Source organism: Rothia sp. ZJ932 (assembly GCF_016924835.1).
GTDB lineage: Bacteria > Actinomycetota > Actinomycetes > Actinomycetales > Micrococcaceae > Rothia.
The window spans coordinates 1478871-1505077 of sequence record NZ_CP070480.1 but is presented as its reverse complement, the minus strand read 5'-3'; the positions used below and the strand labels follow the sequence as shown (position 1 = coordinate 1505077).

General features: G+C 52.5%; 31 protein-coding genes and 1 tRNA gene. 16 read left to right on the top strand and 16 right to left on the bottom strand.

Features of this window, described 5'->3' with window-relative positions:
• Window positions 1-78: 78 nt before the first annotated feature.
• Window positions 79-957 carry a ParA family protein gene (locus JR346_RS06920; RefSeq protein ID WP_204876471.1) on the top strand — a complete coding sequence of 293 codons (879 nt, stop codon included), beginning with the start codon at window positions 79-81 and terminating at the stop codon, window positions 955-957.
• 100 nt (window positions 958-1057) lie between these two features.
• On the opposite strand, the gene JR346_RS06915 is transcribed toward JR346_RS06920, so the two are convergent.
• A complete protein-coding gene (locus JR346_RS06915; protein ID WP_204876470.1) occupies window positions 1058-1393 on the bottom strand; it encodes a Gp19/Gp15/Gp42 family protein in 336 nt (111 codons plus the stop codon).
• A 578-nt stretch (window positions 1394-1971) separates the two neighbouring features.
• On the opposite strand from JR346_RS06915, the gene JR346_RS06910 reads away from it, so the two are divergent.
• From JR346_RS06910 to JR346_RS06880, 7 genes are all read left to right on the top strand, one after another.
• Window positions 1972-2823, top strand: coding sequence for a ScpA family protein (locus JR346_RS06910; protein WP_204876469.1), 852 nt, complete (start codon window positions 1972-1974; stop codon window positions 2821-2823).
• Complete coding sequence (locus JR346_RS06905; protein WP_205482059.1) at window positions 2820-3674, top strand: SMC-Scp complex subunit ScpB; 855 nt, start codon at window positions 2820-2822, stop codon at window positions 3672-3674. The genes JR346_RS06910 and JR346_RS06905 overlap by 4 nt, the downstream gene beginning before the upstream one ends.
• Window positions 3675-3759: 85 nt before the next feature.
• The gene (locus JR346_RS06900; RefSeq protein WP_205482058.1) at window positions 3760-4920 is read left to right on the top strand and encodes a pseudouridine synthase; all 1161 of its coding nucleotides are present in this window, start codon (window positions 3760-3762) and stop codon (window positions 4918-4920) included.
• Window positions 4920-6032, top strand: coding sequence for a prephenate dehydrogenase (locus JR346_RS06895; protein ID WP_205482057.1), 1113 nt, complete (start codon window positions 4920-4922; stop codon window positions 6030-6032). The genes JR346_RS06900 and JR346_RS06895 overlap by 1 nt, the downstream gene beginning before the upstream one ends.
• Before the next feature lie 113 nt (window positions 6033-6145).
• The gene (gene cmk, locus JR346_RS06890) at window positions 6146-6826 is read left to right on the top strand and encodes a (d)CMP kinase (RefSeq protein WP_204876465.1); all 681 of its coding nucleotides are present in this window, start codon (window positions 6146-6148) and stop codon (window positions 6824-6826) included.
• An 86-nt stretch (window positions 6827-6912) separates the two neighbouring features.
• Entirely contained in the window at window positions 6913-8478 is a 1566-nt protein-coding gene (gene der, locus JR346_RS06885) for a ribosome biogenesis GTPase Der (protein WP_205482056.1), read from the top strand.
• Between the two features lie 258 nt (window positions 8479-8736).
• A tRNA-Pro gene (locus JR346_RS06880) sits at window positions 8737-8810 on the top strand.
• Between the two features lie 105 nt (window positions 8811-8915).
• Here the strand turns inward: JR346_RS06880 and JR346_RS06875 are convergent.
• Window positions 8916-9089, bottom strand: a complete 174-nt coding sequence (locus JR346_RS06875; protein WP_205482055.1) for a hypothetical protein — start codon at window positions 9087-9089, stop codon at window positions 8916-8918.
• 344 nt (window positions 9090-9433) lie between these two features.
• Entirely contained in the window at window positions 9434-11905 is a 2472-nt protein-coding gene (locus JR346_RS06865) for an ExeM/NucH family extracellular endonuclease (protein ID WP_240333904.1), read from the bottom strand.
• A 485-nt stretch (window positions 11906-12390) separates the two neighbouring features.
• Here JR346_RS06865 and JR346_RS06860 point away from each other — a divergent pair, with 485 nt between their 5' ends.
• Window positions 12391-13038: a cyclopropane-fatty-acyl-phospholipid synthase family protein gene (locus tag JR346_RS06860; protein WP_205482054.1), complete on the top strand. Its 648-nt coding sequence runs from the start codon at window positions 12391-12393 to the stop codon at window positions 13036-13038.
• 84 nt (window positions 13039-13122) lie between these two features.
• Here the strand turns inward: JR346_RS06860 and JR346_RS06855 are convergent, their stop codons facing one another.
• A complete protein-coding gene (locus JR346_RS06855) occupies window positions 13123-13386 on the bottom strand; it encodes a hypothetical protein (protein ID WP_205482053.1) in 264 nt (87 codons plus the stop codon).
• A gap of 425 nt (window positions 13387-13811) precedes the next feature.
• Between JR346_RS06855 and JR346_RS06850 the strand changes: the two genes are divergently transcribed.
• A complete protein-coding gene (locus JR346_RS06850) occupies window positions 13812-14288 on the top strand; it encodes a hypothetical protein (RefSeq protein ID WP_205482052.1) in 477 nt (158 codons plus the stop codon).
• Window positions 14289-14646: 358 nt separating this feature from the next.
• On the opposite strand, the gene JR346_RS06845 is transcribed toward JR346_RS06850, so the two are convergent.
• Entirely contained in the window at window positions 14647-14910 is a 264-nt protein-coding gene (locus JR346_RS06845) for an ECF-type sigma factor (RefSeq protein ID WP_205482051.1), read from the bottom strand.
• A gap of 90 nt (window positions 14911-15000) precedes the next feature.
• On the opposite strand from JR346_RS06845, the gene JR346_RS06840 reads away from it, so the two are divergent.
• Window positions 15001-15255: a helix-turn-helix domain-containing protein gene (locus JR346_RS06840; RefSeq protein WP_205482050.1), complete on the top strand. Its 255-nt coding sequence runs from the start codon at window positions 15001-15003 to the stop codon at window positions 15253-15255.
• Between the two features lie 91 nt (window positions 15256-15346).
• Here JR346_RS06840 and JR346_RS06835 read toward each other — a convergent pair whose 3' ends face one another.
• The 3 genes from JR346_RS06835 to JR346_RS06825 all read right to left on the bottom strand — a co-directional run bounded on the left by JR346_RS06835 (window position 15347) and on the right by JR346_RS06825 (window position 16820).
• A complete protein-coding gene (locus JR346_RS06835; protein WP_205482049.1) occupies window positions 15347-15523 on the bottom strand; it encodes a hypothetical protein in 177 nt (58 codons plus the stop codon).
• 6 nt (window positions 15524-15529) lie between these two features.
• On the bottom strand, window positions 15530-16273 hold the full coding sequence (locus JR346_RS06830) for a hypothetical protein (protein ID WP_205482048.1): 744 nt from the start codon (window positions 16271-16273) through the stop codon (window positions 15530-15532).
• 163 nt (window positions 16274-16436) lie between these two features.
• Entirely contained in the window at window positions 16437-16820 is a 384-nt protein-coding gene (locus JR346_RS06825; RefSeq protein ID WP_205482047.1) for a hypothetical protein, read from the bottom strand.
• Window positions 16821-17577: 757 nt separating this feature from the next.
• Between JR346_RS06825 and JR346_RS06820 the strand changes: the two genes are divergently transcribed.
• The 3 genes from JR346_RS06820 to JR346_RS06810 all read left to right on the top strand — a co-directional run bounded on the left by JR346_RS06820 (window position 17578) and on the right by JR346_RS06810 (window position 19059).
• On the top strand, window positions 17578-17736 hold the full coding sequence (locus JR346_RS06820; protein ID WP_205482046.1) for a hypothetical protein: 159 nt from the start codon (window positions 17578-17580) through the stop codon (window positions 17734-17736).
• Window positions 17737-17801: 65 nt separating this feature from the next.
• The gene (locus tag JR346_RS06815; RefSeq protein WP_205482045.1) at window positions 17802-17963 is read left to right on the top strand and encodes a hypothetical protein; all 162 of its coding nucleotides are present in this window, start codon (window positions 17802-17804) and stop codon (window positions 17961-17963) included.
• Between the two features lie 784 nt (window positions 17964-18747).
• A complete protein-coding gene (locus JR346_RS06810) occupies window positions 18748-19059 on the top strand; it encodes a hypothetical protein (protein ID WP_205482044.1) in 312 nt (103 codons plus the stop codon).
• A 34-nt stretch (window positions 19060-19093) separates the two neighbouring features.
• Here the strand turns inward: JR346_RS06810 and JR346_RS06805 are convergent, their stop codons facing one another.
• Window positions 19094-19351 carry a hypothetical protein gene (locus JR346_RS06805; RefSeq protein WP_205482043.1) on the bottom strand — a complete coding sequence of 86 codons (258 nt, stop codon included), beginning with the start codon at window positions 19349-19351 and terminating at the stop codon, window positions 19094-19096.
• A 245-nt stretch (window positions 19352-19596) separates the two neighbouring features.
• Window positions 19597-19794: a hypothetical protein gene (locus JR346_RS06800; RefSeq protein WP_205482042.1), complete on the bottom strand. Its 198-nt coding sequence runs from the start codon at window positions 19792-19794 to the stop codon at window positions 19597-19599.
• 217 nt (window positions 19795-20011) lie between these two features.
• On the opposite strand from JR346_RS06800, the gene JR346_RS06795 reads away from it, so the two are divergent.
• A complete protein-coding gene (locus JR346_RS06795) occupies window positions 20012-20296 on the top strand; it encodes a hypothetical protein (RefSeq protein WP_205482041.1) in 285 nt (94 codons plus the stop codon).
• Window positions 20297-20305: 9 nt separating this feature from the next.
• Here JR346_RS06795 and JR346_RS06790 read toward each other — a convergent pair whose 3' ends face one another.
• From JR346_RS06790 to JR346_RS06780, 4 genes are read right to left on the bottom strand one after another with little or no spacing between them, the layout of a single operon-like run.
• The gene (locus tag JR346_RS06790; protein WP_205482040.1) at window positions 20306-20950 is read right to left on the bottom strand and encodes a DNA-3-methyladenine glycosylase I; all 645 of its coding nucleotides are present in this window, start codon (window positions 20948-20950) and stop codon (window positions 20306-20308) included.
• 59 nt (window positions 20951-21009) lie between these two features.
• Window positions 21010-21471, bottom strand: a complete 462-nt coding sequence (locus JR346_RS06785) for an alpha-ketoglutarate-dependent dioxygenase AlkB (protein WP_240333902.1) — start codon at window positions 21469-21471, stop codon at window positions 21010-21012.
• 8 nt (window positions 21472-21479) lie between these two features.
• Window positions 21480-21731, bottom strand: a complete 252-nt coding sequence (locus tag JR346_RS10400; RefSeq protein WP_240333901.1) for a hypothetical protein — start codon at window positions 21729-21731, stop codon at window positions 21480-21482.
• A 4-nt stretch (window positions 21732-21735) separates the two neighbouring features.
• Window positions 21736-22308: a methylated-DNA--[protein]-cysteine S-methyltransferase gene (locus JR346_RS06780; protein WP_205482039.1), complete on the bottom strand. Its 573-nt coding sequence runs from the start codon at window positions 22306-22308 to the stop codon at window positions 21736-21738.
• 151 nt (window positions 22309-22459) lie between these two features.
• On the opposite strand from JR346_RS06780, the gene JR346_RS06775 reads away from it, so the two are divergent.
• Window positions 22460-22738, top strand: a complete 279-nt coding sequence (locus tag JR346_RS06775; protein WP_204876432.1) for a hypothetical protein — start codon at window positions 22460-22462, stop codon at window positions 22736-22738.
• Window positions 22739-22789: 51 nt separating this feature from the next.
• On the opposite strand, the gene JR346_RS06770 is transcribed toward JR346_RS06775, so the two are convergent.
• Both JR346_RS06770 and glpK read right to left on the bottom strand, forming a co-directional pair.
• Window positions 22790-24451 carry an ABC-ATPase domain-containing protein gene (locus JR346_RS06770; protein ID WP_205482038.1) on the bottom strand — a complete coding sequence of 554 codons (1662 nt, stop codon included), beginning with the start codon at window positions 24449-24451 and terminating at the stop codon, window positions 22790-22792.
• Between the two features lie 175 nt (window positions 24452-24626).
• Window positions 24627-26171, bottom strand: coding sequence for a glycerol kinase GlpK (glpK, locus tag JR346_RS06765; protein ID WP_204876428.1), 1545 nt, complete (start codon window positions 26169-26171; stop codon window positions 24627-24629).
• Window positions 26172-26207 lie beyond the last annotated feature (36 nt).

The window sequence follows — 26207 nt, the reverse complement described above, 5'->3', positions numbered from 1 at the left end:
TGCTGGGAGCCTTCACGTTCTCACTATTAGTCTTTGTGCATATAAACTGGTATTCAGTGATTACTGCCCGATCTGAAAATGAAGGTGAAAATTGTGACTGATAGTGTGAGCGCTGAAGAGCTAGGTCCCACCGGTCGCCCTGTGCGTGTTTACCCTGATCCCGCTCCGTTGCAGTCGCACGGTCCTGCGCGCATCATCTCTATGGTGAACCAAAAAGGCGGCGTCGGTAAGACGACCTCCACCATTAACTTGGGTGCGGCACTGGCAGAGGCAGGACGAAAGGTGCTGCTGGTAGATTTTGACCCGCAGGGCGCTCTTTCAGCTGGTTTTGGTGCCAACCCTCATGAACTTGATTTGACGGTCTACAACGTGATGATGGACCGCAAAGTTGATATTCACGAGGTCATTCAGCCTACTGAAACCCCGAATATTGACCTGTTACCTGCCAATATTGACCTCTCAGCTGCTGAAGTTCAGCTCGTGAATGAAGTGGCTCGCGAGCAGGTACTGGCATCGGCTCTACGCAAGGTAGAGAGCGAATACGATGTTATTCTCATTGACTGCCAGCCTTCTTTGGGTCTGCTGACCGTCAACGCGCTCACCGCTAGCCACGGCGTTATTATCCCCTTGATTTGTGAGTTCTTTGCTCTGCGCGCAGTGGCTCTGTTGGTTGACTCCATTGAAAAGGTACAAGACCGCCTCAACCCCAAGCTGCAGATTGATGGTGTTCTGGCGACGATGTTTGATTCACGCACCCTGCACTCTAAAGAGGTGCTGGCGCGCATTATCGATGCTTTCGGCGATAAGGTGTTTGACACAGTTATCAAGCGAACCGTGAAGTTCCCCGATGCCTCTGTTTCTGCTGAGCCTATTCTTTCTTACGCTTCAAACCATCCCGGCGCTGAGGCTTACCGCCAGTTGGCGCGTGAGCTGATTTCTCGTGGTGGAGCGCCCTAACTTCTAGGTATCAAGCAGTCCACTAAAACCAGCGGGGCAATCTTCACACAGAAGATTGCCCCGCTGGTTTTTGCTCTTTGAGAGCCGAAAAGTGCTTGTTTTAGATGGCGCTACGTGCCGAGAGTGAGTTCTCGAAGCTGAGAGTAAATTCAGCGGGTGAGAACTGCGAGATAGCAGGACGCACGTAGATGTTCTGACGTAACTGAGCGCGTTCGTTTTCGATCAGGGTGATCTTGCCGGTTTCAAGGGCACGCAACACCATGGACGTTTCAACATCGAGCACACGCTGAGCGAAATCGGCATCAGCATCGCATACGTTATCGAGCATGGGCACAGCGGTGCGAATCATGTTTTCAGCGTGGTTAACCAGTTGCCGCAGGTTAGCGGTGTTCGCCTGAACGCTGTGTTCTAAAGTTTCAAAAGTGGTAGTAGTCAAAATAAGTCTCCTCAAATATTTTCCCGAGGCACGCTTCGTCGATGAGGTTCTCGGGGGTATGTATAGATACGCACTACGCAGTGCGTGTATCAAGTGAAGCTCGTACTGTTCACAGTAGCGAGCGCATATGAGCACCAATGAAAACCGCGGTTAATGCGAAAGGAATGTTTGGATACTCGGTTGCCAGAAAAACACGAACTTTTATCGTGTTTTGCAAGAGGCTGGTGACCTGCTGATAAACCGTGCAGGTAGCGGTAGATACAAAGTGGTAAGTGTTTACGGTTCGAATCATGGCGCCGTGCTAAGTGCATGCCTTGAACGAAGTCTCAACTGTACACGTTTGTGTAGAATATAGCAAGGCTTATTTTTTGACGCTGGCATGTGCAAGTGGTGCTGGGAATCGAAACTGCTGGGCTAGGATGCCGTGAAAACGTTCTTTTTCCACGCTGTGTGAGAGCGTACGCGGGGTACGTGGCGCAGCTAATGAACCCCATGCCTTGAAAAAGAAAACTTTGCAGGGCACAATCATATACAGCAAGTCGTGAGATTTTGAAGATAGAAGGACGCGCGTACTACGCATGAGCGCACATTTAGACGCTGCCGTGATGGCACCGCAGGCAACCGGTGAATCGGGTGTGGAATTCACCTTACACTTGGGCAATTTTGAGGGTCCTTTTGATCTTTTGTTGCACCTTATCTCACGTCGTAAACTTGATGTTACTGATGTTGCTCTATCGCAGGTGACTGATGAATTTCTGACTTTTATTCAGCCTCTCTACACCACCGTTAGTACTCAAGCTCTTGATATAGCTAGCCAGTTTACTGTTACTGCTGCTACCTTGCTTGATATCAAGGTAGCGCGTTTGTTGCCTTCTAAAGAACCTGAAACTGCCAGCGAATTTGCTGCTTTAGAAGCTCGAGATTTGCTGTTTGCTCGTCTGCTTCAGTATCGCGCGTATAAAGAAGTTGCCGATATTTTGGATCAGCGTATGGGTGCTGAAGCTGAGCGTTTTGCTCGTGATGTGGTGTTAGAAGAACGTTTTGCTCGCGCTTTGCCTGAGCTTGTTTTCGATATAACACCCCAGGAGTTTGCGTCCGTTGCCCATCGAGCGCTAGCCTCGCATGATCCTTTAGCGGAACTTGCTGAATCTCAGCCCGTAGTTGACACTGAGCATCTGCGGGAGCCTCTGACCACTATTGCTCGTGAAGAAGAAAATATCGTGCGAGCTTTAGAAAACCAACAGAGTCTGCCGTTTGAAGAACTCGCGAAAGAGTCCTCAGAATTAGAGATCGCAGTGGTGCGTTTTCTTGCTCTGCTTGAGCTCTACCGCAATCGTGTGGTTGAGCTGGATCAAGATAAACCGCTGGGTGAGATTCTGGTACGCAGGGCGCCGATGCCCCAAGACGCTGTAGAGGAGGTTCGAGGATGAGTATTTATCCCGGTCAAGAATTTAACCGTGATGATGAGTCTTTGGTGAATCTCGGGTACTGGGCACCTGATGGCGATGATGCTACGGCAGAGGTTGCCTCTCAGCAAGAGGCAGAAGCTGATGAGCATTCGCGGGTTTCAGAGACACCTGATGAACCGGTGGTAGATGAAGCCCCCGAGAATCCTTGGGCAGCTCCTGACCAGGCTGATGCTTACGCATCCGCCCGTCATCAAGAAAGCGTACATGCTGCCTCAGCAGATATGACTGCGAAGGTTGAGATGGTGCCCGGCGGTGTGAAAAGTGCAGTTGAAGCGATTTTGGCGGTTGCATCCACTCCGGTGAGCACGCGGGAATTCGCTGCGGCGCTCTTGGTTAGCGAACGAGCTGTAGAGACAGCCCTCGATGAGCTTTACATCGATTACAACGGGGGAACAGATGTCCGCGGCATCGCCTGTGAACCTCGTGGGTTTGAGCTGCGACGCATCAATGGCGGCTGGCGTTTGTTCGCTCGCGCTGACTTTTCACCCTGGGTTGCCCGGTTTGTGACCGGTTCCCAAGCGAAAAAACTTACCCGCGCCCAGCTTGAAACGTTGGCAGTGATTGCCTATCAGCAGCCGGTAACGCGCGCCTATGTGGCGCAGGTGCGAGGAACCAGCGTCGATGCTGCTTTTCGGATTCTCAAACAGCGCGGCTTCATCGAAGAAACAGTACCCGAAGAGGGTAGCGGTGCAAGCCAGTACATCACCACTGGTGCGTTGCTTGAACGGCTAGGGTTCGAGAGCCTTGAGCAGCTGCCCCCGTTAGCTCCGCTACTGCCAGATTTGACCGATCTTGAAGTGGCAAGCTCCTAAATAATTTTTTATTCACTCTCAATTTTGAAAAATTACTGCGCTGATAATGACAGCACATTCTAGAAGATAAAGGACATTATTTCTCATGGCACAAGGACGTTCAGGTAGCGGTTCAGGTAATCACGGACGCGGTGGCGCTGGTCGTGGTTTTGGCAAGAATAACGAGTTCCGCGGCGGTAAGCCCGGTGCGGGCGGACGCGGTAAAGGCGGCGCGCGCGGTGGCGCTGGCTTCGGCTCAAGCGGCACCGGTTTCGGTGGCGGTAAGCCTGGCAAACCCGGTAAATCCGGTAAGCCCGGTGCGGGCAAAGCTTTTGGCTCTAAGGGTGGTAAGCCCGGTGCTAAGGGTGGCGCCGGTAAGAGCGGGGCTTCACGCGGTTTCCGCTCGGGTCCGGCGTTCGCTTCAGAGCGCGGCGAGTACCGCCCCAATTACAAACACCAGCGCAACGATAACTACGCAGGTCCCCATCGCCCGCGTCGTCCGAAGAATGCGCCGGTTGACCACTACGAGTTTTACGATCACGATGGTGTGCGCTTGCAGAAGCTGATGGCGCAGGCAGGTGTTGCTTCACGCCGCGTGTGTGAGCAGATGATTGAAGAAGGTCGCGTCACCGTCAACGGTGAAACTGTGACTGAGCTGGGCGTCCGCGTCGATGCCGATAAGGTAGAGGTTCACGTTGATGGCATGCGTATTCAGACTAACGACAAACTGATCTACATGGTTCTGAACAAGCCCACCGGCGTTGTCTCTTCCATGGGAGATCCCGATGGCCGCCCCGATATTTCGAATTTCTTGCGCAAATCAATGTCACAGCGCGTCTTCCACGTGGGCCGTCTCGACGTTGAAACCGAAGGTCTGCTGTTGCTAACCAACGACGGCGAACTGGCTAACCGCCTCACTCACCCTTCTTATGAAGTGCCCAAGACCTATCTGGTGCAGGTTCCCGGGCCCATGGAACAGGGCATCGGCGCGGCGATGAAGAAGGGCATCCGCCTTGAGGACGGCGTTTCACGAGTAGACTCCTTCAAGCTTATTGACTCAACCCCCGGTCATATTCTTATTGAGGTGACTATTCACTCGGGCAAAAACCGCATTGTTCGCCGCCTGTTTGAAGCTGTGGGTCACCCCGTCGAGAAGCTCGTCCGTGTGCAGATGGGCCCGGTACGTTTGGGCTCACAGAAGCAGGGCACTATTCGCAACCTTTCCAAGGTCGAAATTGGTGAGCTACTCGCCTCTGTAGGAATGTAATGAACGAAGGCTTTTCAACCATTGAAGGTCCCGTACGCATTATTGGTGCGGGGTTGCTGGGAAGCTCCATTGGCATTGCCCTGCGTGCCCTTGGGGTGGAGGTTTATGTTCAAGATACTTCGCCCACCACTGAAGCGGTTGCCCAAGATATTGGTGCAGGCACTTCAGTACGTGATGCATCCTTGAACAACCTGCCGGTGTCAGAGCCTGCTCTGGTGGTCGTGGCAACTCCGCCTGATATCACCGCTGAAATCGTCATTGACGCGCTCAATGTTTACCCCGGTGCTTTGGTGGTTGATATTGCTTCGGTGAAGGCTCCCATCTTAGAGGCTGTGCTGGCTTCCTCTGCTGATGCCAGCCGCTACGTGGGTACTCACCCGATGGCAGGACGCGAAAAGTCAGGGCCCGTTGCCGCCCGCGGTGAGCTGTTTACCTCGATGCCGTGGGTTATTTGCTCGCATGAGCAGGTGCGTCCTGACGCGGTGAAAAAAGCTGTCAATCTCGCCGTTGGGTTGGGTGCGACGGTCACCCACCTTGATGTCTACGAACACGATCAAACGGTGGCATTGATTAGTCACGTGCCGCAGGTGATGAGCTCTTTACTCGCATCGCGTTTGCAAGATACCCCCCTGTACGCCCTCGGGTTGGCAGGGCAGGGGCTGCGCGATACGGTGCGTATTGCCGGCAGCGACCCGGGTTTGTGGGTACAAATTCTTGCAGCTAACGCCCAGCCAATCGTTGAGACCCTTTACGGGGTACGCAAAGATCTTGAACGTCTCATCAGCACCCTTGAAGCACCAACGGCAGCGGGCGCTCGTTTGAATCTTGCACAGCTGATGAGCGAGGGTAATAACGGTGTCAAACGCATTCCCGGTAAACATGGCAGTGCTCCAGCGGCTTTTGCTCAGATGACGGTGCTGGTGGACGATACCCCCGGTCAGATCGCTCGCCTACTTGCTGAAATCGGCGAACTTGGTGTGAACCTTGAAGATCTCAGGCTCGAACACTCACCCGGTCAGCCGGTGGGTCTAGCGGAGCTTTCGTTCAACCCTAACGAACACGAAAAGCTCGTTGAGGATCTCATCGAGCGCGGCTGGAAAGTTGTGCGCTAATAGGTAACGCGCACCGAGGGTTCGCTTGAATCTACGGCTGATAGCTTGCCTACCGCCGACACTAAAACCCTATAAACTAAGGGTAAAGAACACAACGATACGAGGAATAACACATGAGCGCTTACGGCAATCGCCTGGTCATTGCGATGGACGGCCCCTCGGGCTCTGGTAAATCATCAGTGGCTAAAGCTGTGGCACAGCACTACAACCTTGCCTACCTTGATACCGGTGCTATGTACCGCGCCCTCACCTGGTACTGCCTCGCTCAAAAGGTAGACCTTGAAGATGAGGCAGCAGTTGCCGAAGCGGCACAGAACTTTCCCCTATCGCAGGGCACTACTCCCGATGCTGAGATTATCGAGGTAGACGGTGTAGATGTTGTCGATGCCATTCGCGAGCCTGTTATTTCAGAGAATGTATCGGCGGTGGCATCCAAGCGAGCAGTACGCGATATTTTGATTCGTATGCAGCGCGATGCCATGAAGAACTCCGGCTACCGTATGGTGGCTGAGGGGCGCGACATCACTACCGTAGTGGCACCCGATGCGGATGCGCGTATTCTGCTTACCGCCTCAGAAGAGGTTCGGTTGGCTCGCCGCGGACTGCAGTTGGGCGGCACTCAGAGCACCCAGCAGCTCTCGGCGCAGGTATCAGCCCGCGACGCTAAGGATTCTAAGGTCAATAACTTCACCGAGGCAGCACCCGGAGTGACCCTTATCGACTCCTCAGATTTGAATTTTGAAGAGACCATTGCAGCGGTGATCGCAGCGGTCGAAGAGGCACGCGGCGCCTAAAGAACTGCGTCCGTACCTCACACTCACTTAGATAAAGACCTCCGCGTTTTTACAAAAACACAGTTAGAAAGAAGGCACTTAGAAAAATGAGTACCGATAACTACGAAGATAAGTTTCTTGGTGGCGGCGATGACGATGTTACCGAGCGTCTAGCCGAAATTGATGAAGAAACCGCCAACCAGCGAGCAGAGGCCCTGCGTGCTGGTCTGGAAGATTATGAGCTTGATGAAGAAGACCGCTTGCTGCTCAAGAGCTGGGGCTTTGGCGCTGAAGAAGAGGACGATGACCTCGCTAACCCCGTAGTGGCTATTGTGGGTCGCCCCAACGTCGGTAAATCAACCATCATTAACCGTATTTTGGGTCGCCGTGAAGCTGTGGTTGAAGACAAGCCGGGTGTTACCCGCGACCGCGTCTCCTACAAGGCAGAGCACTCTGGCAAAGACTTCACCCTGGTTGATACCGGTGGCTGGGAGGCTGATGCAAAGGGCATCGACGCTCAGGTCGCAACTCAGGCTGAAATCGCTGTGGCTGGCGCTGACGTGGTACTGCTGGTTGTCGATGCCATGGTCGGTATTACCGCAACTGATGAGGCAATCGTGCGTATGCTGCGCCGCGAAGACAAGCCCATCATCCTGATCGCTAACAAGATCGACGATGGTCACCAAGAGCCCGAAATCGCGAGCCTGTGGTCACTGGGTATGGGTGAGCCTTTCCCCGTATCAGGTTTGCACGGTCGCGGTCTTGCTGACATGTTGGACGCGATGCTCAAAGTTCTGCCGGAGCACTCCCAGTTCGCTGACCCCGAGGTGCGCGGCGGCCCCCGTCGTGTTGCTCTCATCGGTCGCCCCAACGTCGGTAAGTCATCACTACTGAACAAGATTGCCGGCGAAGAACGTGCCGTTGTTAACGATCTGGCGGGTACCACCCGTGACCCCGTGGACGAAATCGTTCACTTGGGTGATCGCCCCTGGCGTTTTGTGGATACCGCGGGTATCCGCCGCCGCGTGCATATGGCAAAGGGCGCTGACTTCTATGCGTCCTTGCGTACCCAGACCGCTATTGAGCGCGCCGAGGTAGCTGTGGTGCTGCTCGATGTTTCTGAGCCGATTTCTGAGCAGGACGTTCGCATCATTCAGATGGCAATTGATTCGGGTCGTGCGATGGTGCTTGCTTATAACAAGTGGGACACCCTCGATGAGGATCGCCGTGAACTACTGGAACGTGAAATCGACCGCGACCTGGCGCACGTAGCGTGGGCACCGCGCGTCAACATCTCTGCGAAGACCGGTTGGCACAAAGATAAGCTGGTACCGGCTCTGGAACACTCCCTGGAGTCATGGGATTCACGTATTCCCACCGGTCGTCTGAATGCCTTCTTGGGTGAGATTGTTGCTGCCCACCCGCACCCCGTCCGCGGTGGTAAGCAGCCCCGTATTCTCTTTGGTACCCAGGTGTCATCGCGTCCGCCCAAGTTTGTTCTGTTCACCACCGGGTTCTTGGATCCGGGGTACCGCCGTTTCATCACCCGCCGTTTGCGCGAGACTTTCGACTTCACCGGTACTCCGATTGAAGTCACCATGCGCGTGCGTGAACGCCGCTCACTGGGGGAGCGCCAGTCCGGTAAATCTGGTGGTAAGCGCTCATCTCGCTAGTGGCTTGCTGCGGTAGCTACCGTGTGAGGTGAAAGCCCGCGTCCGACCGATTGGTACAGGTGCGGACGCGGGCTTTTTACTGTCTCTGCATAGGCAGAGATGCAGGGCTCTGGAGGGGCGTCAACCCTAAACCAGAGTAAATGTGATGCAGAACGCGCCTAAAAACCTCAAAAAAGCGAATTTTGATTTGCGAAGCTGTTTTAAGGTGAGTATAGTGGTATGAGTGCTCAGGGGTTAGCTCACTGGGAGAAACACAATCGGGTTGTGGCGCAGCTTGGTAGCGCACTTGACTGGGGGTCAAGGGGTCGCAGGTTCAAATCCTGTCAACCCGACAAATAAAGCCCATCCCACTAGGATAAACACCTAGTCGGGAGGGGCTTTTTTTAGTACCCAAAAAAGACCGCACCCGCCATTTACCCGCCACTTTCAAAACAAACCTACGGCGCAACCACTCCCAAAACCTGACGAAAATCAACCACAGCTTCACGCTGCACATAGTACCGGCGCGTAATTTCAGGTGACGAGTGTCCCAGCGCCTTACCTACCGCGTCCATACCCTCAGCCCTTTCAATAAACGTCGCCACCGCCTTACAGTAGTCCGAGAATTTCACGCCCTCAAACCTTCTCACAGCGGCTTGCCGCTATATGCGCCGCAGATTCGAATCTGAGATGAAACCGCCGGTGCACGTATGAAAGACCGGGGCACCCGGCATGGACTCCACAAACCGGCGCGTGAGCACCGCCAGCACAAACGGCTGGCACAGCCAGCCCGCGCAGAGGAAGCCTCCACCTAAAGAAGGTAATCTTAACCGAAACTACTTAGTTTTGGTGGGTACAGAGAGAAAAAGACTGCTCCCCGAGCTGAACCAGATGGTTGAGGGATCGGGGAAGCAGTCTTTACTTATCTCTGCATCCTTCAGCAACTTAAACTAAGCCACTGAGAACACATCTCGTTTTAGAACTCGTTGAGTACGTTGTCACTGTAGCGGTAGATAAAAGCTGCCATCGCGGCGCGTTCAATAGGCTGGTAGGGGCGGTAAGTGCCGTCTGCCCAGCCGGTAGTAATGCCCTGCGCACGCAACCATGAAATTTCCTTGTAGAAGGGTGCGCGCTCGGGTAGGTCAACGAACGATGAGTTCACCGGCGCAACGTAGAGGGGGCTGCCCGTGTAGCGGTAGAAGAAAGCCGCCATGGAGTTACGGTTCACGGGAGCGTCCGGGCGGAAGGTACCTTCGCCCCAACCGGTAGTAATGCCCTGAGCGTAGAACCACTCAATCTCTGTGTAGAACTGGTGATCTACAGGCACATCACTGAAGCTGGGGGTTGCTGGTGCATCAAACTTCGGTGAACCCGCCAGACGGTAGAAGAACGCCGCCATCGTAGCGCGGTCTACACCCATAACAGGGCGGAAGGTGCCGTCTGCCCAGCCGGCGGTGATGCCACGCTGAGCCAGCCACATAATCTCGGTGTAGAACTGATCGCCCTCAACAACGTCGGTGAAAACTAGCGGTGCAGGGTTTTCTTTAGAGAGGTTGAAACCAGCAATCAGCGGGTCGTGATCAGAGGAACGGTAAGCATTAGGGGCGTAAAGGTTGGTGACGTTGTTGTTGAAACGTGAGTATTCCAAACCGATAGATTCTACCGAGTTGATGTTCCAGACATCGGCGTCAGTGAAGTTATCAATGAAATCACCGGATGCCAGGACGTGATCGAGTGAGCCGGTACGTCCACCGTAGAGGTAGGTATGCCCCGCATCAAAGGTAGTGTCAAGGCTAACGTAGCCTGCCTTATAAAGTACCTGCATGGGATCTTCTTGCGTATAGGCGTTGAAATCCCCCAGCAGTACCACGTTCTGGGTCTTGTGTTTGGCTTCTTGCGCCTCCGCGAACTTCACGAGATCGGTTGCCTGAGCAACGCGGGAGGCATTAGAAGCACCCTGCCCGTCACCCGAGTCAGCATTGACGCCAGAACCTGATCCCTTTGACTTGAAATGATTGACGATAGCAACGAAAATCTCGTCATTATCATCAGCAGTTGACGCCTTAAAAGCCTGAGCAAGAGGCTTGCGAGCATTGTTAAAGGCTGCGGTGTCTGTGAGAATTTCAGATTCACCCACCGGGGTCGCCTCAGTAGGCTGGTAGATAAAAGCGGTGCGGATGACGTCCTCAGATGAAGGTAGCTTCTCAGGCGAAGCAACTGCTGCCCACTTCTCGCTACCCGCAGCGGCGTTGAGAGCTGCCACCAAAGTATTCAGCGCCTCATCACGGTCCTTGCCAAAAACAGCTGAGTTTTCGATTTCTTCTAGGGAAATTACCGAAGCATCAAGGGTATTGATTGCGGCTACAATTTTTGCCTGCTGACGCTCAAAGTTCTCCTGGTTTGCAGCACCGCGGGCATCGCAACCACCCGAGACAGTAATCGGGTTCTTCTCGCGGTCAGTGTAGTACTTGCAACCGGTCAGCTCATCACCGGTGGTTGAAAAGTAGTTGAGAACGTTGAAGCTAGAAATGCTTAACTCCCCGCCCACAGCATCGGGGGCAGCTTCACGGGTATTAGTCCAGCTCACCGGCAAGTCACTGTCAGCGGTTTTCCCGCTCACCGGGGCAGTGGGCTGCAAGGTCCATGCGCCAAAGCTGAAACTCATAATGACGGGCTTGGCGAAAGTGGCGGACGCACCCACCCGCAAGGGGGTCGCGGTGCCAATGTAGGGAACAGGGGTTGAGGAACCACCTCGGGTGTAATCCGCGGTAGAACCATCATCAAGAACGTAAGCCTTAGCCTTATTTGCTGCCTCGTACTCAATAGCAGCAGCGCCGGGAGCCACCACATCGGTTGCCGTGCGCAAGGGCTTCTCACCGTTTACTAAAGAGAAAGAACCGTAGCGGTTAGCGCCGTAATTATCGGTGACAGTAATAGACCCGGTAGGCTGTACCAGCATGCCCTCAAGGGCTTCGCGGGCGCTCGCGTCCTCGGGGAGTACCCCGGTGATAGCCGGTAGGCTGTGACCACCGCTGAGAATGGTGAGCCCACCGTTTTTCACAGAAATTTGCGTTTGCCCCTTGTATTCCGAGACGGTGCCGGTGACGGTCACTAAATCGCCGTGGGTTACAGATGAGGCAGTATCGGGAGAATAAATGAATACGCCGTCAGACGCGCCGGGAGTGAAATCCAGTGATGCTGAACCTTCAGTCTGAATGAAGTAGCCGTTGAGACCGCCCGTTGCGTAGACCGCGGTAACAATGCCGGTGGTTGTTACTTCTTTGGATGCGACGGGGCTTGTTTCGCCGGTTCCTTGAATCTCTGCGATAGTAAGAGTTTCTGCGGCAAAAGCGGTGGGTACGGTTGCCAGAGTGGAGGTACCCACAAAGGTAGCTGAAACGAGGGCTGTTACCGAGATGAAACGGCGCCAGCGGGGTGTGTAACTCATAGTCTTCTTTCGTGAAGGTAGTGAGGTGCGGTCAAAGCGGTTCCAAAATCTCAGTATAGAAGTGTGGGTGTGAGATAAGCGATAAACAGAGCTGATGTTTTGTGGAAAGTCACCGAAGTTTCACCAACTCCGCTGCTTGAACCGATGAGTGCTTGGGGAATGAATAGTGGCTATGGCGAAAATCTTCAAGGGAGGTTTTTCTCATAGGAGACTCCGGCGGCTACCGTGGCTGAGCAGGGTCTCATGATGTACTTAGTCACTCTGCTTTGTAAGCGGGTTCATAAGATAAAAATCGAATCATGCACAATCTCACGCCATGTGGTTTTATTTTGCTTTTGTGACACCAAAATAGTTCATTTTTACTGGCATCTCACCCTGATACGGGGAAACCTGCGTTGGCTTATATAGATACAATGGCAGGGCTTCACTTCTGAAACCCTGCCATTGCTTTACCCCTGTTTGAGACTTCACGAAAGGCGCACCCCATGTCAATGCACGATATAGACCCCACCATGAATCCGCAAGAGTTCTGGGAGCAACGCTACGGCACTTCTGATCGCATATGGTCGGGCAATGCTAACGCGGTTCTCGAAAAAGTTGCGGCTTCTCTACCTGCAGGACGCGCCCTTGACCTTGGCTCGGGTGAAGGCGGGGACGTGCTGTGGTTAGCTACACAGGGCTGGCACGCCACCGGGCTTGAACTCTCGGCAACAGCGGTGAGCAGAGCGCACGAAGCCGCTCAGCGCAACGGGTTGGCAGATCGAATCGAGTTTCTCATTACTGATTTGAGCATCTGGCAACCCAGTAAACACTACGATTTGGTGAGTGCGTCCTTTCTGCAATCACCGGTAGCACTTGACCGCGCAGAGATTCTTCAGCGCGCCACTCAGGCTGTAGCCGTGGGCGGTCACCTGCTGATTACCGCCCATGCCGCCCCGCCCTCTGGGGTCGAAAAAGACTTCGAGCGGGCGATGTTCCCGCAACCTCAAGACGATCTTGCCGCTCTCGAACTGGCTCCTGATGAATGGCAGGTCATCACCGCCGATATCTGGACGCGGCAAGGCACCCACCACGGCAACCCTGAACCCATGACCTTCGAAGACAGCGTGGTGCTCGTCAAGAGGTTGGCGTAAAGAACGATATACAGTAAAGACCCCGATTCCCTACAATAGGGGAACGAGGTCTTTATCTGTGTGTTGCGATTCTGACAGGTAAATTTACTGGGGAATGAATTCAGTGGCGTTAGCTGAGAGCTGCTGAGAACCGTTGGTGCAGGTCACGTAGGTGGGATCAACGACGCAGGCGCTTCCTATGACTGGAATGCCTTGCTTACTGTGCCCAAAGAACTGTATGACGCCCTTCATCGGATCATCTAGGTTGGGGCGCTCGCAATCTACGCCAAAATCACCAATGTGGCAGCCAATACCTTGAGCCCTGAAATAGACATCGCCATGGCTAGTGTAGTAACTCTCGGCCGCCAAAGGTGTACCGCCCGGGGGGGGGGGGGGGGGGGGACAGTCATTGCTTCTAGGCCTGTTGCCCTTGCCAGTACACGAGACGGTACGACCATTGATTTTGGTGTCTTCGGGGGTATAGGAGCGACAGGTGTAATCGCCAATAGTAACGGGGGCAACGCCGCCTTGAAACTGGGCGTTAAAGTCAGCGAAGGTCTGCTGCACTTCGCTACAGGGTGCGCTGCGTATCATCAGCGATACCAAAGTGAAAGACCTAGTGGTAGTAGTGTTATGTAAAGTTTCGATAAAGATTTTGGGGTTTCTATACCGATTTGGTAACAATTTGGGTTTTTGGGTCTAAACCCTTGATATATGATGCATATTACTGTTTAGGTTGGGGTGTTCCCATCAATCAGCACCGCAAAGGAGCGGTGATACGAAAGGCAAGAACAATGTTCCCGACTAAGCAAATTTTTTCTGTTTCTGCAACTGCTCTGCTCGCTCTTGGCATGACTAGTGGAATGCTGGCTCCAGCATCCGCAGTAGGAGCAGGAGAAACTTCTACTGGTACTTCTGACTCTGGTATTTACACCGAGATTCAGGAAATTAACGGTAAGAAATATACGATTACGTGGGACAGGGCAGATGATTCCATTAAGATCTCTGATGAGAGTGGGAAAGTCATTGGCACAACGACTATGTTTGAAGTTTTAGCTAAATACAAATCAAAATCTGCTGGAGAAATCTCAACGGGCGCTACCACTTATGCTGCAAATTCATGCAGCGCAGCTATAGCTGGGGCGGGAATCGCTAATTCAGTTCTATGGGGCGCCGCAGGACTCACCGCTGTAGCGCCTCCTGCTGGTATGGCAGCAGCAGGGGGGAATATAACTAGCGCTATTCTGACATTGGGTGGTCTGGCCTGCTAATTACCTTTTAAAAGGAGGCGTTATGGACAAGATGCATGTAATAGAGGGATATAACATAATTTCTGCTGCTGCATGTATTTTATTTGGCGGAATATTCTTTGCATTTATTTATATGCGCACAGAATTCATTCCATGGGCAGTCGTTTCTGGAATTATGATTGGTTTCAGTTTAGGTGCTACGTATCTAGGTGCACAGTGGAAAGCTAAGAAGACACACCACATTGTTATATCTTATATGTGCATCGTTAGTATCAGCATTCTGTATAGCTGCAGTGCTGTTAGTCATTTAGTATTTGGTTCTTATAGTGAGTGCTCCCGCCGAATTCGGCGGGAGCACTCACTATATTTCAAAGAATTTCTAAGCTAGTTGCTTATTCTGTTCATGTTCTTGGACGTAGCGGCCAGCAGCACTTTTAGAAATCTCTAACTTGGTGGCAATTTCTCGCACGCTTAAGCCTTCTGTGCGTAACTGCGCTACCTGTTCACGCTTGGTGTTTGCACGGGCTAGGTATTGTTCTCTAGGTTCAGCCATAAGGCGTTGAACTGTGCGAGTAGTTACCCCTAAACGTTCTGCGGCTTCTCTGGCGGTAAATTTCCGGCGAACAGGCTTAAAAGCGCTCACTATTCATCACCTCTAGCACCTCTAAACGTTCATTCATTTTCTTTTTATGACCCTCTGCTAGACTCTTCGCCCAGCGTTTGCGGTTTGCTTGTGTCTGCTCAGGTTCAAAAAAGACGCACTAAAACAGCTCGTGAAATTGCCGAGAAATTTGGTATCAGCGAACGAACCGTACGTACGATGATTGCAGAGTCTAGAGAGCAATATCTAGCCCGTGCAAACACCAAGCGTGAACAGGTAGCGCAGTTACGCACAGAAGGCTTAAGCGTGCGAGCTATCGCAGAGAAATTAGAAATTTCTAAGAGTACTGTAGGACGTTATGTTCAAGAATATGAAAAAATAAATTAGTTATATACATTTCCGGCATCCGCCCCGAAAATACACACGCTTAACTCCCCCTACCCCACTCAAGGAATATGGGGGAGTCAAATAGTACAATTTAGTGTGCTCTAATCTTTTTAGAGAATACAGCCAGAGAGACGCTTGCTATCAGAGATGCTGATAAAATCCACAGATTTCCTTCTCCACGTAACACTGATGGAATCAGGAAAATAGCAACACCCCCCAAAATGCCTGCCGAAAAAATCATTACAGGAAGTAAAATTTCTTTTTTCATAACGACCTACTTGAAACAAGAAGCTACAGCTGTAACTGAGGCTCCACCAACAGTTGCATAAGCTCCAATACAAGCAATACAAATACCAGCTCCAACTCCCGTTGCGGATGCCGCACAGGCGCCTGAACACGCACCTACAATCAGGTATCCAACAGCTCCAGATACACCCAGAACACTAGCTACACACGCTACTGTGCCGCCTGCTCCCTGCGTTTCTGCAGTAGCCCTGGTTCGGTGATTTTCTGATCTCAGCTCTTCATCTGTCATGTAAGGAACAGTAGTTTCTTCGCTGCTTACAAAATTTCCATTTTGGTATTGCACAATTTTGAAGTTGTTATCTTCGCCCAAACCAATTTGGGTTTCTGAGTAGTCTAAAACTTCATCATTGTTTCCCAGGAGAACTGTAAAGTTACTTAGATAGTTGTATTCTCCATCAATTTTAAAAGTAATAGAGTGACCGATTTTTCCATCGGTGTTTACCTCATATACCTTTGCTTCTCCAAGAACTACTGAAGCGTTGCTAATAATCTCTCCGCTATCAATCTTTGATTTTGCAATAGCGGTGTATTTATCTGCCTTTTCTCCACTCAGCAAGACCATTGAGGTCTTATGTTCAGTTGATTGAGTAGAGCATGTTGTTAAGTCATTCGCTCCTTGCGCAGGCTCAGAAGCAAAAGCGGTTGTAGACAATGAACTGCAAGCTAGTAGAGCGATAGTAGCTCCAGTTGAAATTTTCCTGACGAGGGTCATCGTTCGTCCTTTCGTCCCAGAGTATCTTCACCCTGGTGATTGGCGACACTTAAACCCAATCACACACACTTTAAGTAAGTCAACTTACTACATCATAATTCAATAACAAAACCAGCAAAACACCTAGCCAGACCCACCAAGCAGACCTGTGTAATATTTTCCGTCAGGGTGCTAGGCAGCAACACCACCTAACCCACACCCAAACCACCCCGCCGAGCCCTGACGGAGCACCACCCAACACCTCAGCCCGTACCCGCGCCACCTCCTCAACACACCTAGCCCGCGCCTGCACATACTGCTCCTCTAACCGAGCTGCCACAGCATAAGAACGCTCTAGCTGCCCCTGCTGCTGCCGAACCTGGTCTTCTAACCTAGCAACCTTCTTCCGCAATCCTTCGACTTCACCAGCGATCTCCTTACGCGCCTTACGCACCTTACGCACCTGCCGACCCACAGCCACCATCTGCTCACACTCGGTGTACTCCCGGTTCGCCTGCACCCAGGCAGCAATCTGCTCAAAAGAACCCAGAACCTGCGATAGATGCACATAGTCCTTGGGTGATAGTGGTGTTCTTACCTGTACGCTCACAGGGTAAGCGTAGCGGATCGCTTGCGACACCCTCAGGCGCCCCTGAAGGGCCCTTAGAGCGACTAGAACGCCCGCACGACTAGAGGACAGGAGCGAAAAACCTCCCTCTGGGAGGCTCTGAGCGGCTTTTTCTGAATACTGACTCATTTCGCCACGACGACTCTCTTATTATGAATAACTCATAATACAGGTTCCTGAGTCATTCATAATAAAAGAATCGTCATGACGAAATAAAATAACGCCTATGACAACACCATCTACTCCGACTGAGGAAGCCCGTACCTGCCCCTACTGCCAGACTGTTTTCTACTATGAAAAAGGCCCCTGATGCACACCGACTTACTGCACCGATAATTGCCGAAAGTACGCAGCAGCCCACCGCAAATACGCCAGGGTACTAACACCCCGGTGCGTCTGATTTATGCTCAGCCTCTTGAGATTGAACCGGCACCGAAGCCGGTTAACCGTGTTCTCAAGGTGGGTAAGCGGCAGCTGAAAGCTTTTCTTGCTGAAGAACCTGAGGTGGTTACCCCTGACCTAATTCAATAGTTGGGGAATTGTCTTAATGACCGGAAACTACCCCGAGAAAAACGCGCGCTTATGGCGCAAGCACTGGGTAAGGCCTTGATGCAGTTAGCCCGGGCAGAATACGGGGGGCGTTAGCGGTGAGAGCGCGAAGATTCCGGTCACCAGTGGGCTAAGTCCACAGCAGTTTGTGGAGTTCGCTCATGTGGTGGGTGCTTTTGATCAGATGACTGCCTGGGTAGAAGCAAAGCATGGGGATGCCGAGCCTGAGAAGGCTCTGGTTGTGGGGCGGGAGGTTCGTAAGGTCAAGGCGCGTTTGGAGAAGGAGTCTACAGGGTGCATCAGGTAGCTTAAACGGCAGGTTGAGGAGCTAGAGCAACGGTTGAGGCAGGCGCGTATGTGTATGCTGCGCGGGTGCGTGATCAGTATGTGCAGCAGCGTGCTCGTGCTTTGGAGTCTGCTCGTGGTGCTGTGGAGGTGTCGGGTCGTGTTGCTGAGTTGGAGGCCTTGGTGGAGCAGTGGCGTGTGCGGGCTGAGGTGTTGGGTGGTGGTTCGTCGTTTTTTAGGGGCAGGTGAGGGGGTGGTGGTTTTGTTATCAAACCGTTACATAGATTAGTTGACTTAGTTTGTGGGACGTGATGTAGTAAATGTGTTGCCAATCACCGGGTGAAGTTGCCCCGGGACGAAAGGAAGAGCTATGTCATTGTCGAAGAAGTTTTCAACTGGTCTTACTGTAGGTATCCTTGCGCTGGGAATATCTGTCGGTGGCGGGGTAACATCAGCTTATTCCAGCGATATAGAATCTAAAGAATTGTTCGCTTCCAGTCTGCCGGAAAATGGCGATAAGTTTCTCCTGAAAGCCCCAGAAGCACTTGAAGGAAAGCAGTGGTGCAACGGTGAATCACTAGGGGGGAAGAGCTGCGGGGTTAGATGCTGGAGTGGCTCTTAGGCTGAATCCTGTAACTATCGGTTTGTATAATTCGGGTTTTGGAGATAAAAAAGTTAAAGAATTTAATTCTAAACACGATGAAAAGATAGTCCTATATTGCGGAGACTCAAATAGTGGATATATACATATCAGGGAAAGACATGAGGCTGATTGGGAAAATCAAAAAGGGGGGGATTTGAGGGGCATTGGGATGACTATATGGCTTTTGCTACCCAGGCTTCCCTTGAATCCCCCTCAGAATTTTCTGTGTGGTCGGGGCAAAAGCGTTGTTACACTACACCGATTGAAGTGTATAAAGTCGTGAATGGTTCTCCGGTGAAAGAAAAGACTATCTACCCAACAGTGTTGATTTCAATGAATAATAAAAAGGTTATTACTTCATACCCAACCTCTAAACCTAGGTGCTAATCTTTGAAAGGAAAATACTTACCGAAATTCGGATTCTACCACACAGGCTTCCCATTTAAGGAGCCGATTTATCAGGATAAAGGATTCTCTGGATATAAAGAATTTGAAGAATATCTAAATAGGATTCCAAGGGATCTCTATCGTCGGTGCATAAAATGGGCTGAGGACTTTGAAAATGAATTTCGTGAAACAGGTGATGGTAAATTTAAATTTTCTTCACAGGAAAATCGAGAAAAAATTAATCAAGAATATTTTTATCTAGTGAAAAAGCTAACCGAAGAAGGGTTTGAATTCAGCTTTGATATGTGGTGGTGAACGTAAGATCTTTAAAAGTTTTCTATATGCTTTTTCAGTTACTGCGTTTTTCGTATTCCTGAACATATCGTCCAGTAGATGACTTAGAGACTCCTATTTTTTCAGCAATCTTTCGGATTGAAAGCCTCTGGGTACGAAGTTCTGCTGCTTGTTTTCTTTTATATTTTGCACGAGCTAGGTACTGGTCACGAGGCTCAGCAATCATCGTTCGTACGGTGCGCTCACTGATTCCGAAGCGGTTTGCAATTTCGCGGGCAGTTTTAGTGCGTTTTCTTTGTGCTTGGGCAGACACTAAAGCTCTCCTAGAATCTCTTTTATCAATCTTTCACGCTTATCTGAGCGTTCCTGTGAGGCGGCTGGGAGGGCTCCGACGTCTCCCTAGAGCCCTTGCGAGGTCTTTTTGAGCCCGTAAAGAGCTTCGGTGTTGCGCCAGAGGGGCATATGAGCCGTGTTGGTGGGGTTTTGGTAATTCTTCCGCCGTAGCCGATGTCTCCGCCGAGAATGTCTGTGAGTCCTTGTTTAACGCGTGCTATAGGTTCACTGGTGCGCGGTGTCCTGCATCGGTGAGGCATACAGGGCTGTTGAGCGCGTAGACGATGTGTCCGGAGCGTGTGTGTGTGGGTTCATGGCTACCCATGAGGGCTGAGGTAGTCCGGCGAGGTCTGCGATGATGTCTGCGTCTGCTCCGTCGTGGTCGGTGACGATACCTGCGGCGAAACGGCGGGAAGAGATCACGGGAGAATCCTTCAAGGTAAGTGCGAATGTGTATAAAGCAAGGTTACTGGGTGTACGGTGAGCAACGCTATATGTGACGTGCGCATGTCCCTGGATAGCTGTCAGTAAGCTACTTAAGCCCGGTCATCATAGTTGTCACAGAACTTGCTATAGTGAGTACTACAAGATATGCAAGTAACGTCATACCTATTATACTGGGGTTAAGAAGGTTCTGCCTATGTTTCGCAAGCTCGTTCCCTGGTTAGCTGTTCTCGATATTGCGCTGCACCTTTCCATCTTCGTTGTGCCTTACGATATTGTGCGACCCTGGCTGGGCGAAGCTGAAACCTACCCCGGTCTCATGCTGATTTTCGTGGTGCCCCTCATCTCGCTGCTGGGTATTATTACCGCAAGCATCACCCGCCGCTACGGCTACCTTTGGCTCTTTATCCCTCTAGCCTTTGCCTTCCTTTGGACCTGGTGGCTGGGATCAATTATCGAGGGCATTGGGGTAGCGGTCTAGCCCCTCACCTCACTCTGCATAAAGCCTTGAGATACCTCGCCGGTGAGAATCAACCAGGTGGGTGTCGATAACCCCGATAGCCTCCATGAGCGCATAAGCACTGGTGGGGCCAATGAACTTCATGCCCTCTTTCTTCAACGCTTTCGCCAGTGTTGCCGAATGTGCGTCCTGAGTAGGAATATCGGCAAGGACGCGCGGAATCGGCGTGACTTCGGGCTTGAAAGACCACACCAGAGCGGGCAAACCCAGCTCAATCACCAGCGGGTCGCCGCTCACTCGCGGAATCTCAAACCCCTGCACGCTCGCATCAGCGCCAGCGCGCTCGCGTAGGTCAAGGGTTACTTGCGCATTAGAAATAGCTGCCCGAATCTTACCCCGGTGCCTAATAACGCGTGCATCAGCGGCGATACGCTCAACATCGTCCTCGGTAAAGGTTGCAACTACCTCGGGAACAAAGCCGGCAAAGACCTCCCGGAAAGCCTCACGCTTGGCAAGAACCGTGCGCCAGGAAAGCCCCGCCTGAAATCCCTCCAAGCACAGGCGCTCGTAGACGCCGCGCTCATCGGTAACGGGTACACCCCACTCGGTATCGTAATAATGGCGCAGCAGCTCATCAGTGCGCGCCCAGTCAGGCCGCACAAGTTCCTCAGTCATAAGAACGTCCTTCCAGTACATTAGGTGCCACGATTATCTGCTGGCGTTAAGCTCGGGGTTCAAACCGGTTTCTCGCAACGTGAGGTTGAGAGGTTGAATCGCCCCTGCATCAAACCGTGCCCGTTCGAGGGAGTCAGGTAGCGAACCGCTAAGAATCTTGGGAACTCCATGAAACATGAACCTACTGGGACCGCCAAAAAACTAACAAATCCCCAGAAGCTAACAACAAATCTGTCTGTAAAGGGCTGGTTTCTGTTCTCGGTGTTTCCCGCCCTAAAAAATGCTGAGTTGCCAATAGAAAGAGAAACTACCGGAGTGCTAGAGCGTTCCTGCTCTTGGTGCATACCCATAGATACCTGCGGTGAGTAATAGTTCACGAGAGCAACATCGGGAGTGTACTGTTGCGCCCACTGCTTGACCTCACTACCGGGCAGCTGCGGCCCGCTGGGAGCGAAGTCTGGGGAGTAGGCGTCCGTAATTGCCTTTTGCTCCAGCTGCGTTAACCAATCAGGTAGGGGCACCGCTCCGCCTAACTCAGGGGTAGTTTTAGAGTAGCTACAATTACTCCAATGCCACCTGGTAAGGTCATCTCCACCGACATTTTCTTCTCCATAACGCGGGGGCTGTGTGCAGGTAACCCCGTCGCGGGCAAAGACTTGAAACTGGCGCACCCCAAAGACCTGCTGCTTTCGGTGAGCCAGTTGGGTAAATCTACCACGCCTGGCAGAACCTCGTGGGGTTGATGGGCGAGGTCAGAATCGCCCAAGAGGGTATCGTTCACAGCGCTAGAACAGACGCCCTTCTTCTGCGGCGCTGGGTGCTTCTAGATCAAGAAGATACTGCTTGCGTTCTACCCCTCCCGCGTAACCGGTCAGCTTGCCATCTGCTGAGAGAACCCGGTGGCAGGGAATAAAAATAGAAACCTTATTATGACCTACCGCCTGACCCACAGCTTGTGCCGGTGCGCCCGGTCCCACGATTTTAGAAATAGCTCCGTAGGTGGTGGTATAGCCAAAAGGAATATCTTTGAGTGAATCCCAGACCGCCAATTGAAAATCTGTTCCATCGGGAGCTAACGGCACCTCAAAACTCTTGCGTTCTTTCGCAAAATACTCTTCGAGCTCACGCGCTGCCTGCTCCAAAATGGGGTGGCGGCTGGGCTCAACTTTCTCACCCAGGTGGTGTTTTGCCGGAAAATGCGCCTGCCCCGTAAACCATGCCCCAATCAAAGCGTCCTCACGAGCAGCAAGATGCATCTGACCCAGCGGGGTTTCTACCAGTGTATGGTGGACGCGCTCACTCACCTGCCGGTCATTCTCGGCTGAGGTTGCTGAGGGTATTGATGAAGAATCTTGCATACATCTATTCTTTCACGACCTCAGCCAGTGGCGAGTGAAATGGGGCACTGAGGGTTGTTGTTAATTCAACGAGGAAACCCCTGTTCGGTGAGGTAACTATAACTATAGAATGAAAACATAATATTCAATTTTGTAGAAAATGGAGCATGCTATGGCATCAGAACTCATTCTAGGAATTACCCTAGAAAGTACCGGCACCTACCAAGCAGCCCTGCAAGGCGACTACGGTGTTGCCAAACCCCTCTTGGATTTGGTAGATGCCGCTGACTATACCCACGGCGTGCTCGATGAGAGCGAAGCCTCCGCCTACGTCCTTGCCGAGTTCCTCCTCGAACACCAAGAAGCAGGGCTGCTGCCTCCCATCGTAGAAATATCAGACGTTGTAGCCGCCTACGACCAAGCAATAGAGAGATTTGCAGAACTCAAATAATAATTCTGGAGAGTCCACACTGTTGCTAACGGGGGGGGCGAGATACATCGTTTACTTGATTCCACGCCACCTGCTGATAGCGCCCATAAGTTCGGACGCGCGGGGAGCTGCCATATCGCCGCGGGCTGGCGCCAGGATATCCAGATCCTTCACCTCAAGGTCACCGCAGGTTTCATGGACAGCTCGCGCGAGGGACATGTCGTGCGCTAGCTTCTTCTCCACCAGGAGCAACGCCCGTGCTATTGCCTGAGTTTGAGCGGCATCTGTCAGCTGACTGAGCGCCCGCACATCAATCTCTTGTCTATCTACCTGAATAGTCTGAAGCCCCTTAGCACGGGGAGGCTTACGCACATTACCCATGCCCAAACCGCGGGGTGAACGCGGCAGCTCCCTCAGATAATCAACCCAGAAGTCGGTATCTCCACTGCTGCGGGTAATAGGGGACGACCCCGCTATTTCATGAGCCCGCGCCGTCACATCAGACGGAACATACTCCGTGAGAGCAATCACCGTATCAGCCAACCCAAAGAAAGCACCCGAGCCACCGACCACCATAACGGTTGAAACACCCACCCCCTCATACAAGCCCCGCACCCGATCAACGAAGGGCGTAATCGGCTCGTGGCTGGCATTAATAAGCGCTCGCATCGCCTCGTCGCGAATCATGAAGTTAGTAGCTGAGGTATCCTCATCAATCAGCAACAGGTCGCTACCGATCTCCAAAGCCTCAGCGATGCCAGCTGCCTGAGACGTTGACCCTGAAGCATTAGCCGTTGAGAAAACCTCAGTGGACACCCCGCCCGGCAAACCCGCAATAAAGGGGGAAATATCAACACCCGCCACGCTGCGTCCGTCCTCAGCTCGCACACTTACCGCAGCCGATGCCGTAACCACAAACTCGCGTCCATCGCCGGGAACATGGGCATAAACACCGCGTTCAATCGCCTGCAAAAGGGTAGATTTGCCGTGGTAGCCGCCACCCACAATCAGGGTGATGCCCTGTCCAATTCCCAGACCTGTCAGCCTTCTGCCTGAAGGCGTGGTGAGACTGGTAGAGAGTGAATCGGGGCTAGTGAAAGGCACATTACGCTGCGAAGGAGTATCACTAGCACCGCTAGACCGCGCCAGCGCCGAACCATTGGCAACAAAAGCAACTAAACCGCGTTCCTCAAGCTGCCGCTGAATCCACAGAAAATCGGTGTAGGTGGCAACATGCTCCCGTAGCTTTACCACCTCAAGATCAGCACCCAGCGCTGAGTACCGCACCAGATCAGCTAGCTCTTCGGTGAGAAGTTCAGCTGCAAGGCGCCCTTTGACGCGCCTACCTGCAGCGGGGAAAGCGAAAGTTAGACGAACTTCCAATACCTCATCTGTAACAACTACCGAGGAACGATTAAGAATCTCTTGCCCCGGTGCCACAAAGCCAAACTCACGAGGACCGTGGGCAACCGCGTCCGCTATATCACGGGCAATAAAATCCCGCACCGCTACCTGCTGCTGTCGAGTTTCAAGCACTTCGCTGGGCAGCTGAGTGCTGGGTAGAGGCACTATCAGCCGGACGCGCGAGGGCGGAGCGTAAGGATCAGACTGTACCTGATCGATGCGCAGGGTGAAACCATCAAAAGTGTAGCTGCCGGTGAGAGATCTAAGCGCCCCATAGGGCTTGCCGTCGAGGGCTTGCAGACGGTTTTTGAGTGAAGAAGCTGTAGCCATGATATTCAGCCTAACAGCGAGTGGGTACTGCGCGTCCATACTTGTATCACTGATTTCTACAGGAACAAACGTTTCATTCATATTTGAGGTGACCACGAGAAGTAATGCTGACCGTAAAATGTACGGTCACCATCACTTCTCGTGGTCACCTCTTGTGTTGGTTCCCTGCAAGGGGTTACTCGGAATCTACGTCCTCATCAACCCAACCCAGGGTCTTAGAGACTGCCTTCTTCCAGGTACGGTACTGGCGTTCGACGTCGCCCCGATCCATGGAAGGCTCCCAGCGCTTATCCTCTGACCAGTTGGCGGTGACGTCCTGTTCACCCTCCCAGAAACCAACAGCGATGCCGGCTGCGTAGGCAGCACCGAGGGCGGTGGTCTCAATGACCTTGGGGCGAATAACGGGCACACCCAGAATGTCAGCCTGGAACTGCATGAGGAACTCATTAGCGGTCATACCACCGTCCACGCGCAGCTCAGAAAGCTCAACACCGGAATCAGCGTTCATCGCATCGAGCACTTCGCGGGTCTGCCAAGCGGTTGCTTCCAGCGCTGCTCGCACAATGTGGGCGCGATTGACGTAGCGGGTCAGACCAACGATGACGCCGCGTGCATCCGGACGCCAGTGGGGAGCAAAAAGACCAGAGAAGGCAGGAACGATGTAGCAGCCACCCGAATCTTCAACGGAGGTTGCCAGCGCTTCTGACTCTGAGGCGTCATTAATCATCTTGAGATTGTCGCGCAACCACTGAATGAGTGAACCTGAAACCGCCACTGAACCCTCAAGGGCGTAGACGGGCTTATTCTCGCCAATCTTGTAGGCGACGGTGGTGAGCAAACCGTTCTCAGAGATGACGGGTTCTTCGCCGGTGTTCATCAGCATGAAGTTACCGGTGCCGTAGGTGTTCTTTGCCATGCCTTTTTCAAAGCACGCCTGACCGAAGGTCGCTGCCTGCTGGTCACCAAGAATACCGGCGATGGGGGTGCCATTGAGTAGACCCTTGGGGCGACCGTAGCCGTAGATTTCAGAGGAGGACTTAATCTCGGGCAGCATGCTCATGGGGATGCCCATGTCCTTGGCGATGTTTTCGTCCCATTCCAGGGTGCGGATGTTCATCAGCATGGTACGTGAAGCATTGGTAACGTCGGTGACGTGAACGCCGCCGTCCACACCGCCGGTGAGGTTCCAAACAACCCAGGTGTCGGTGTTGCCGAAGAGCAGATCGCCTGCTTCAGCTTTTTCGCGGGCGCCTTCTACGTTATCGAGAATCCACTTGATTTTGGGGCCGGAGAAATAGGTGGCAAGGTTGAGCCCCACAATGTCATGGTATTTGCTGGGGCCTTCTTCGCCACCGAGCTCCTCGCAAATTTTTTGGGTGCGGGTATCTTGCCAAACGATGGCGTTGTAGATGGGTTCGCCGGTGTTCTTATCCCACACCACAGCGGTTTCGCGCTGGTTAGTGATACCGACGGCAGCGATTTCGTGGTGGTTGACCTCAGCCTTGGTGAGTGCTTCACCGACAGATTTGCGGATGTTGGTCCAGATCTCTGCGGGGTCATGTTCTACCCAGCCCGCTTTCGGGAAAATCTGTTCGTGTTCGTGCTGACCGACCGAGACGATTTCTCCCTGCTTATTGAAGAGAATGGCACGGGAGGACGTGGTGCCCTGGTCAATTGAGAGGATGTACTTCTTGCGTTCGGGGAGGGTTTTTTCACTCATGATTTAACTCCTTTGTCGGTTTGTGAGTGGAGGGTT